The 8836-nt window shown below is 70.4% G+C and carries 10 protein-coding genes; 8 read left to right on the forward strand and 2 right to left on the reverse strand.

The genetic code is table 11. The features are described from left to right. Positions 1-20: 20 nt before the first annotated feature. The 7 genes from mltG (at position 21) to VGF12_RS11735 (ending at position 4907) form a co-directional block, all read left to right on the forward strand. Positions 21-1013 (forward strand): endolytic transglycosylase MltG, encoded by a 993-nt coding sequence (gene mltG, locus VGF12_RS11705; protein ID WP_331176216.1) that lies wholly within the window; start codon positions 21-23, stop codon positions 1011-1013. Continuing rightward, positions 1010-1636 (forward strand): dTMP kinase, encoded by a 627-nt coding sequence (gene tmk, locus VGF12_RS11710; protein WP_331176217.1) that lies wholly within the window; start codon positions 1010-1012, stop codon positions 1634-1636. Before mltG ends, tmk begins: the two co-directional genes overlap by 4 nt. Continuing rightward, complete coding sequence (locus tag VGF12_RS11715; RefSeq protein ID WP_331176218.1) at positions 1630-2637, forward strand: DNA polymerase III subunit delta'; 1008 nt, start codon at positions 1630-1632, stop codon at positions 2635-2637. The genes tmk and VGF12_RS11715 overlap by 7 nt, the downstream gene beginning before the upstream one ends. A gap of 67 nt (positions 2638-2704) precedes the next feature. Beyond that, complete coding sequence (locus tag VGF12_RS11720) at positions 2705-3097, forward strand: PilZ domain-containing protein (protein WP_331176226.1); 393 nt, start codon at positions 2705-2707, stop codon at positions 3095-3097. After that, positions 3097-3885, forward strand: coding sequence for a TatD family hydrolase (locus VGF12_RS11725; RefSeq protein ID WP_331176219.1), 789 nt, complete (start codon positions 3097-3099; stop codon positions 3883-3885). Before VGF12_RS11720 ends, VGF12_RS11725 begins: the two co-directional genes overlap by 1 nt. Beyond that, positions 3882-4568, forward strand: coding sequence for an ankyrin repeat domain-containing protein (locus VGF12_RS11730; protein WP_331176220.1), 687 nt, complete (start codon positions 3882-3884; stop codon positions 4566-4568). The genes VGF12_RS11725 and VGF12_RS11730 overlap by 4 nt, the downstream gene beginning before the upstream one ends. A gap of 117 nt (positions 4569-4685) precedes the next feature. Further along, entirely contained in the window at positions 4686-4907 is a 222-nt protein-coding gene (locus VGF12_RS11735; RefSeq protein ID WP_331176221.1) for a hypothetical protein, read from the forward strand. A gap of 54 nt (positions 4908-4961) precedes the next feature. Here VGF12_RS11735 and efp read toward each other — a convergent pair whose 3' ends face one another. Together efp and earP are read right to left on the reverse strand one after the other, a co-directional pair. Next, positions 4962-5516 (reverse strand): elongation factor P, encoded by a 555-nt coding sequence (efp, locus tag VGF12_RS11740; protein ID WP_331176222.1) that lies wholly within the window; start codon positions 5514-5516, stop codon positions 4962-4964. A 96-nt stretch (positions 5517-5612) separates the two neighbouring features. Further along, a complete protein-coding gene (gene earP / locus VGF12_RS11745; protein ID WP_331176223.1) occupies positions 5613-6644 on the reverse strand; it encodes an elongation factor P maturation arginine rhamnosyltransferase EarP in 1032 nt (343 codons plus the stop codon). Positions 6645-6677: 33 nt separating this feature from the next. Between earP and uvrC the strand changes: the two genes are divergently transcribed. Further along, positions 6678-8684: an excinuclease ABC subunit UvrC gene (gene uvrC / locus VGF12_RS11750; RefSeq protein WP_414710072.1), complete on the forward strand. Its 2007-nt coding sequence runs from the start codon at positions 6678-6680 to the stop codon at positions 8682-8684. Positions 8685-8836: the final 152 nt, after the last annotated feature.

The following is an 8836-nucleotide window of genomic DNA, read 5'->3' on the forward strand; positions in this document are numbered from 1 at the left end:
GGCAGACCCCGGGCAAGGGCATGAAATGGTTGGTGCGGGCGCTGCTCGCTGTGTTGTTGATTGCGGCGCTCGCCGCAGGCGCCGTCTGGCAGTGGCTGCGCAGCCCGCTGAGCCTGGCCGCTGCGTCGGTGGAGCTGTCCGTCGAGCCTGGGACCAACCCGGCCGACGTCGCGCGCGCCTGGGTCGGGGCGGGCGTGCAGACCGATGCGCGCTACCTCTACCAGTGGTTCAAGTGGTCGGGCCGCGCCAAGCAGATCCGCGCCGGCAGCTATGAGGTCCATGCAGGCGTCACACCCGGGGAGCTGCTGGACAAGATGGTGCGCGGCGACGAGGTGCTGGAGCAACTGCGCCTCATCGAGGGCTGGAACTGGCGCCAGGTGAGGGCGGCCCTCGCGGCGGCGCCGGCGCTGAAGGCCCGGACGGCGCAGATGAGCGACGCCGAGGTCATGGCCGCGCTGGGCGAACCGGGCCTGCTGCCCGAGGGGCGCTTCTTTCCCGACACCTATGCCTACAGCCGTGGCGTCAGCGACCTGACGGTGCTCAAGCGCGCCCGTGCGGCCATGCAGCGCCGCCTGACCGCCGCCTGGGCGGCCCGCGCGCCCGAGCTGCCACTGAAGAGCGCCGAGGAGGCGCTGATCCTGGCGTCCATCGTCGAGAAGGAGACCGGCGCGGCCGCGGACCGCAGCCGGGTCGCGGCCGTGTTCGTGAACCGGCTGCGCGTGGGTATGCCGCTGCAGACCGACCCGACCGTCATCTACGGCCTGGGCGAGGCCTTCGACGGCAACCTGCGCAAGCGCGACCTGCAGGCCGACACCCCCTTCAACACCTACACACGGGGCGGCCTGCCGCCCACGCCCATCGCGATGCCGGGCCAGGCCTCGCTGCAGGCCACCCTGCATCCGGCGCCGGTGAAGTCGCTGTACTTCGTTTCGCGCGGTGACGGCAGCAGCGAGTTCAGCGAAGACCTCACCGCGCACAATCGCGCGGTCAACAAATACATACGCGGCAAGTGACGGGACGATTCATCAGCTTCGAGGGCATCGACGGTGCCGGCAAGTCCACGCACATCCAGGCCGTGGCCGACTGGTTCCACGCCCGGGGGGCCGACGTGCAGCTCAGCCGCGAGCCTGGCGGCACGCCGCTGGCAGAGACACTGCGCGACATCGTGCTGAGCCAGCCCATGGGCTCGCTGACCGAGCTGCTGTTGATGTTCGCCGGCCGGCGCGACCATGTCGAGACGGTCATCAAGCCCGCGCTGGCGGTCGGCAAGACGTTGCTCTGCGACCGCTTTACCGACGCCAGCTTTGCCTACCAGGGCGGCGGCCGCGGCCTGCCGCTGTCGGTGCTGGAGCCTCTGGCCGACTGGGTGCAGGAGGGCACCGAGCCCGAGCTGACGCTGTGGTTCGACCTGCCCGCCGGGCAGGCCGCCGCGCGCCGCGTCGGGCGTGAAGCGGGGGCCCGCGAGGCCGACCGAATCGAGCAGCTGGACCTGGCATTCTTCGAGCGCGTGCGCGCCGGTTATGCCGCCCGCGCGGCCAAGGCGCCGCAGCGCATCGTGCGCATCGATGCCAGCGGCACGGTCGAGCAGGTCGGCGCCCAGGTGCTGGCCGTGCTGTCGGAGCGCTATCCATGCTGAGCGCCGATCTGCCCTGGCTGGAGCGGCCCTTGGCCGACGCGCTGGCCCGTGCGCGCTCGCACGCCCTGCTGGTGCAGGGGCCGGCCGGCGTCGGCCAGCTGGAGCTGGCTGTCAAGCTGGCGCAGAGCTGGCTCTGCGAGGACCGCGCCGAAGCCCAGCCCGCCTGCGGTCACTGCGCGAGCTGCAAGCTGTTCGCCAGCGGCACGCATCCCGACTTCCAGCTGCTGCTGCCCGAGGCGCTGGACGCCTCGGCCCGCGAGTCCCTGGGCCTGCCTTTCGAGGAGGCCGAGGCGCCCAAGGCCGGCAAGGCCAAGCCCAGTCGCGAGATCAAGGTCGAGGCCGTGCGCCACCTGCTCGCCTTCGCGCAAGCCACGTCGGCGCGCGGCAAGGCCAAGGTGGCCGTCATCTTCCCCGCGGAAGCGCTGAACGGCGTCGCAGCCAATGCGCTGCTCAAGACGCTGGAGGAACCTGCCGGGCTGCTGCGCTTCGCGCTGGCGAGCCACGACAGCGCCGCATTGCTGCCCACCATCCGCAGCCGCTGCCAGCCGTTGTCCCTGCCACTGCCCGAGCGCGAAGCCGCTCTGGCCTGGCTGGCGGCCAAGGGCGTGGACGGTGCTGCCGGCCTGCTCGACGCCACCGGCGGTCGGCCCCAGCAGGCGCTGGCCTGGTCCGAGGCGGGGCTGACGGATGCCGCTTGGCAGTCCATCCCCAAGCGCGTGGCCCGCGGCGAGGTGGCCGCACTGTCGGACTGGGCGCCGCCGCGCGTCATCGATGCGCTGCAGCGCCTGTGCCACGACCTGCTGCGTCGCGCCCATGGTCGGCCGGGGCAGTTCTTCGCCGCGGCCTCGCTGCCAGCGCCGCGCCGTGCAGCGCCGCTGCTGGGCTGGGATGCCGAGCTGCGCCGTGCGGCTCGGCACGCCGATCATCCTCTGAACGCCGGGCTGTGGATCGAGGCCCTGGTCGCGCAAGCCCAGGCGGCCATGTCGGCCGCCGCCCGGTGAATACACTCGCCGCATGAGCGACGCCAACTCCAAGCCCGGCCCCGCCGCGCCATTCCACCCCAGCCACATGAGCGGCGCGCTGCCGCTGCCCGCAGTGAGCGGTGCCGGGGCGGCGTCAGGGGCGCGGCCCAGCGTGATCCAGTTGGTGTTCAAGGAGAAGTCGGCCCTCTATGCGGCCTACATCCCGGCCTTCACCGACGGCGGCCTGTTCGTGCCGACGACCCGGGACTACCGGCTGGGCGAGGACATCTACCTGCTGCTGGCCCTGCCCGAGGACAACCAGCGCTATCCGGTGGCCGGCAAGGTCGCCTGGCTGACGCCGCCCAATGCCTCGGGCGGCCGCACCCAGGGGGTGGGCGTGCGCTTCCCCGCTGATGAGAAGACGCGGCTGATCCGCGTGCGCATCGAGGAAGTCCTGGGGACGGCCGTGTCGTCGAGCAAGCCGACCCAGACGCTCTGATGTTCATTGACTCCCATTGCCACCTCAGCTTCCCGGAGCTGAAGGAGAACCTGCCCGCCATCCTGGACGACATGCGCACGGCGCAGGTCGACCAGGCCGTCTGCATCTGCACGCAGATGGAGGAGTTCGACGCCGTGCATGCGCTGGCGCTGGCGCACGGTCAGCTCTGGGCGACGGTGGGCGTGCACCCTGACACGGAGGACATGCGCGAGCCCGACGTGGCCGAGCTGGTGCGGCTGGCCGCGCTGCCGCGTGTCGTCGCCATCGGCGAGACGGGGCTGGACTACTACCGCCTCAATGGCCGCAGCATCGACGACATGGAGTGGCAGCGCGAGCGCTTTCGCACCCACATCCGTGCGGCGAAGGCGGCGGCCAAGCCGCTGGTCATCCACACCCGCTCCAGCGCGGCCGACACGCTGCGCGTGCTGGACGAGGAGGGCGGTGAGGCGGCGGGCGGCGTCTTTCACTGCTTCACCGAAACGGCCGAGGTCGCGCTCGCGGCCGTGGAGCGCGGCTACTACATCTCGTTCTCCGGCATCGTCAGCTTCAAGAACGCGCAGGACCTGCGTGACCTCTTGAAGCTATTGCCACTGGACCGCGTGCTGATCGAGACCGACAGCCCCTACCTCGCGCCGGTGCCGTTCCGCGGCAAGACCAATTCGCCGGCCTACGTGCCCCATGTCGCGAAGGCGGTCGCCGACGCGCTGGGCCTGCCCGTGCCCGAGCTGGCAGCCGCCACGACCGCGAACACGCGACGGCTGTTCGGCCTGCCCGAGGTGGCGGCGTGAAGCAGGCCGGGTTCGCCGCCTGCTTGGCCGCCTGGGCGTTGTCGGCTGCGGCCCTGGCGCAGGCGGCGCCCATCGATGACCTCGTCATCGCTGCCGAGCTCAACGACGGCCGCACCGTGCTGGACCTGCTGCTCAAGGGCGTCAACCCCAACCAGGCCGACGGGCGCGGACGCAAGGCCCTCTTCATCGCCGTGCGTGAAGAGTCGCTGCGCGCACTGGACAGCTTGCTTGCCGCCCCCGAGACGGCGGTCGACGAGGCCAATGCCCAGGGCGAGACGCCCCTGATGATTGCTGCGATCCGCGGCTCGCTGCCTGCGGCGCAGGCCCTCGTGAAGCGCGGCGCAGCCGTCAACCGCACCGGCTGGACGCCACTGCACTACGCCTGCGCCGGGCCGGACAACGGCGTGGCGGCCTTCCTCATCGCCCAGGGGGCCGAGATCAATGCGCGCTCCGAGAACGGCACCACGCCGCTGATGATGGCCGCCCGCTACGGCAACAGCGATCTCGTGCCCCTGCTCCTCAAGGCCGGTGCCGAGCCACGCGCGGCCAACGAGCAGGAGCTGACGGCCGCCGACTTCGCCGTCCGCGGCGGGCGCGACCTGATGGCCAAGGAGTTGCGCCGCGTCATGGCGGAACGCCAGCGTGCCGTGGATGCCGCCAAGGCCGCCGCCGGCGCCAACTAGTTCTCGCCCAGGCGGGCGTGTAGGGGAAAGTCTTACAGCGTCTAGCGCGCTGTGCCGACTGTCGCGGCGTGTGGCCCTTGCCTACAGTGAAGCCATCGATTCCCACCGAGGCTCACCATGCTGACCACCACCCCGAATCTGGCCGACCCGTTCGCGATGCTGATCGCACCCGAGCAGGTGATGAACGCCATCGAACGCTCCGACCGCCTGGCCCGCCTGCAGCGCCGCGTCTACCGTCCGCTGGACCGTCCCTGGATTCCGGTCCGGGGCAGTGCCGCCGATTTCGATCGCGAGATCGACGACGCCCTGGACGTGCCCGACCTGTCCGACGAGGCCTGAAAACAAAAACGCCCGCTGATGCGGGCGTTTGTGCTGGCGAGGCCGAAGCGGCGTTCAGACGCGCTTGCGGTACTCATGCGTGCGGGTGTCGATTTCGATCTTGTCACCGTTCTCGACGAACAGCGGCACGGCGATCTCGAAGCCGGTGCCCTTCAGGCGGGCGGGCTTCATGACCTTGCCCGAGGTGTCGCCCTTGACGGCCGGCTCGGTCTCGATCTCGCGAACGACGCTGGTGGGCAGTTCGACCGAGATGGCCTTGCCGTCGTAGAAGGTCACTTCCACGGGCATGCTGTCTTCCAGGTAGGAGATGGCGTCACCCATGTTCTCGGCCTCGACCTCGTACTGGTTGTACTCGGTGTCCATGAAGACGTACATCGGGTCGGCGAAGTAGGTGTAGGTGCACTCCTTCTTGTCGAGGATGATCTGCTCCATCTTGTCGTCGGCCTTGAAGACCAGCTCGGCGCCGGCGCCGTTGAGCAGGTTCTTCATCTTCATGCGCACGGTGGCGGCGCCGCGGCCACCACGGCTGTATTCGGTCTTCAGGACGACCATCGGGTCCTTGCCCTGCATGATCACGTTGCCGGCGCGGATTTCTTGAGCGAGTTTCATGGTGTGTTGCGGTGTGATGGGGCCGGACTTCCGGCTGGACGGCGCACCAGACTCCAGGAGACTCTGTCTCGGTTTGGCGCGGCAAAGCCCGTCATTCTAGCTGGAAACCCCTAAGAAGCTCTGCAGTTGCGTTAGCAGATCGGGCTGCGTCGCCAACTGCGCACGCCACGCTGCGGCCTGCGGCCGCGCCGCCGCCAGCCCGCTCAGGGAGGCCGGCAAGGGCGCAAAACCATTCCAGCCGCGCCACACCGCGCGCCAGGCCTCGGGCAGGCCGGCGCGCGACATGAAGGCCTCCAGCTTGGTGCGGTGGGCGTCGTCGTGCTGCGGGTAGATGTGCCAGACGAAGGGCTTGCCGGCCCACTGGGCCCGCACGAAGGAGTCCTCGCCCCGGACGAAGTTCAGGTCGCAAGCCCACAGCAGCCGGTCGTAATCGTCCTGGGGCAGATAGGGCAGGGCGAGCGTGCGCAGCCCCGGCCGGTCGGCGACCTGCGGCTGCAGCGGCCCCGGGCAGGCCAGCAGCAGCGTGGGCTCGGCGGCCAGCGCGTCCAGCAGTGCCGGCAGCGCCGGGTTGCCATAGGCGAACAGGCTGACGACGCGCTCGCCCGGGTGTGGCGCCCAGCCGTGACCGGCCAGCCAGGCCGGGCCGTCGAAGCCGGCAAGGGACTCCAGCAGTCCCGGCTCGCGCAACAGCCCGCCGGTGCGCGGCGTGAAGCCGGGGTAGAAGAAGTGCTTGGTCAGCCCGGCGCCGGGGCCGTGGAACTGCGGAGACGCCAGGCCGTGGCTGCGCTCGACATAGTCCTCGGCGCTCAGGTATTCCAGGTTGACCCAGCGGGGCGGCGGTGACTGCGTGGCCATCCGGGCGACGAAGGCGGGCGGGAGCTCGCAGCCGAAGGCTTCGATGACGACGTCGCCGGGCTGCTCCGCCACGTCGCCTTCGGGCCAGGCGTGCAGCGTGATGCCGGCCGGGCGGTTCGGCGCCATCCAGGCAAGCGCCCCGGCATCGTCCACCCACAGCCGCGCCCGGTGCCCGCGGGCCGCGAGGTCGCGCGACAGCCGCCAGCAGACCCCCAGGTCGCCATGGTTGTCGATCACGCGGCAAAAGATGTCCCAAACCACCGGCCTGCTCATGGGGAGGATTGTCCCAGGCCAAAATCGCGCGCCATGTCGACGTCGCCCGTTCCTCCGTCCCCTTCCGAACTCGGCGCGCAGCAGCAGGCCGAATGGTCCGCCGAGCGCGCCGCCGTCGAGGCCGCCGAGAAGCTGCGCGCCGCCGAGATGGAGGCCGCCGCGCGCGAGGTGCGCGAGAAGCTCGTCGCCGAAGTCAATGCGCTGCCGCCCCTGCCGGGCGTCTACCGCTACTTCGACGCCCGGGACGAGGTGCTGTACGTCGGCAAGGCCAAGGACCTGAAGCGCCGCGTCTCGAGCTACTTCCAGAAGAACCATGGCGGCACGCGCATCGGCATGATGGTGGCGCGCATCGCGCGGCTCGAGACGACGGTGGTGCGCACCGAGGCCGAGGCCTTGCTGCTGGAAAACAACCTGATCAAGACGTTGAACCCGCGCTTCAACATCCTGTTCCGGGACGACAAGAGCTACCCCTACCTGAAGATCACGTCGCACGCGTACCCGCGCATGGCCTATTACCGCGGCGCGGTGGACAAGCGGCACCAGTATTTCGGCCCCTTCCCGAGCGCCTGGGCGGTGAAGGAGTCCATCCAGCTGATGCAGAAGGTGTTCAAGCTGCGCACCTGCGAGGACAGCGTCTTCAACAACCGCAGCCGGCCCTGCCTGCTGCACCAGATCAAGCGCTGCACGGGGCCCTGCGTGCCTGCCGGCCAGACGGGCGACTACGCCCGCAACGTGGCCAGCGCCGAACGCTTTCTGCGCGGCGAGACTGACGAGGTCATGGCCATGCTGCAGCAGCAGATGATGGCCTACGCCGAGGCGCAGCACTACGAGCAGGCCGCCGAGGTGCGCAACCAGATCCAGGCGCTGTCCAAGGTGCTGCAGCAGCAGGTCATCGAGGAAAGCAGCGCCACGGGACGGGACCGCGACGTTGACGTCCTGGCGGTGAAGGTGCAGGGCGGCCGGGCCTGCGTGAACCTCGCGATGGTGCGGGGCGGCCGGCACCTCGGCGACCGGGCCTTCTTTCCGAAGCATGTCGACGACGCGACAGCCATCCGGCTGGAGGACGAGGAGGCCGTGTCGCCCGAGCGGCAGGTGCTTGAGGCCTTCATGGCCCAGCACTACCTGGCGTCGCCCGTGCCCGGCCTGATCGTCGTCAGCGAGGCCGTCGATGCCGGCCTGGCGGACGCCTTGGGCGGCCAGGCGGGCGGCCGCGTGACCGTGCAGGCGCAGCCGCGCGGCCAGCGGCGCATCTGGCTGGAGATGTGCATCAAGGGCGCCGAGCTGGCCCTGGCGCGGTTGCTGGCGGAGGAGGGCTCGCAGCAGGCGCGCACGCGGGCGCTGGTCGACGCGCTGGATCTGGCGCCGCCCGAGATCGACAAGTTCCGTGTCGAATGTTTCGACATCAGCCACACCGCTGGCGAGGCGACGATGGCAAGCTGCGTCGTGTTCGAGGGACACCAGATGCAGAGCAGCCAGTACCGGCGCTACACGATCGAGGGCATCACCGGGGGCGATGACTACGCGGCCATGCGGCAGGTGCTGACGCGCCGCTACAGCAAAATGGCCGAGGCCGCGCAGCTCGGCACCGGACGGCTCCCCGACCTCGTGCTGGTGGACGGTGGCCGCGGCCAGGTCAGCATGGCACGCGAGGTTTTCGAGGAACTGGGACTGGACCTGGGCCTGATCGCCGGCGTCGAGAAGGGCGAGGGCCGCAAGGTCGGCCTGGAGGAGCTGGTGTTCGCGGATGGCCGCGAGAAGGTCTACCTGGGCCGCGACTCGGCCGCGCTGATGTTGATCGCGCAGATCCGCGATGAGGCGCACCGCTTCGCCATCACCGGTATGCGGGCCCGGCGTGCCGCGACGCGCACCGGCGGCTCGCGCCTGGAGGACGTGCCCGGCGTCGGCCCCAAGAAGCGCGCGCAGTTGCTGCAGCGCTTCGGGGGCGTGCGCGGCGTGGCGGGCGCCAGCGTCGACGAACTCGCCACCGTGAAGGGCGTTTCGCGCGAGCTGGCTGAAGAAATCTACCGCGCGCTGCACTGAGCGCGCTTTCGAGGAGACAACGTGTCCGCCATCGACCATTTCAAGCGTGCCGTGCGCTGGCTGATCGGCCCGGTGCTGGCCGGCTGCACGGCGGCGCCGCGCGCGCCGGCCCCGGCGCCCCTGCCGACGCCTGTCGCTGTCCCCGCGCCGCT

Origin of the sequence: Roseateles sp. (genome assembly GCF_036404855.1) — a bacterium.
Taxonomy (GTDB): Bacteria; Pseudomonadota; Gammaproteobacteria; order Burkholderiales; family Burkholderiaceae_C; genus Pelomonas.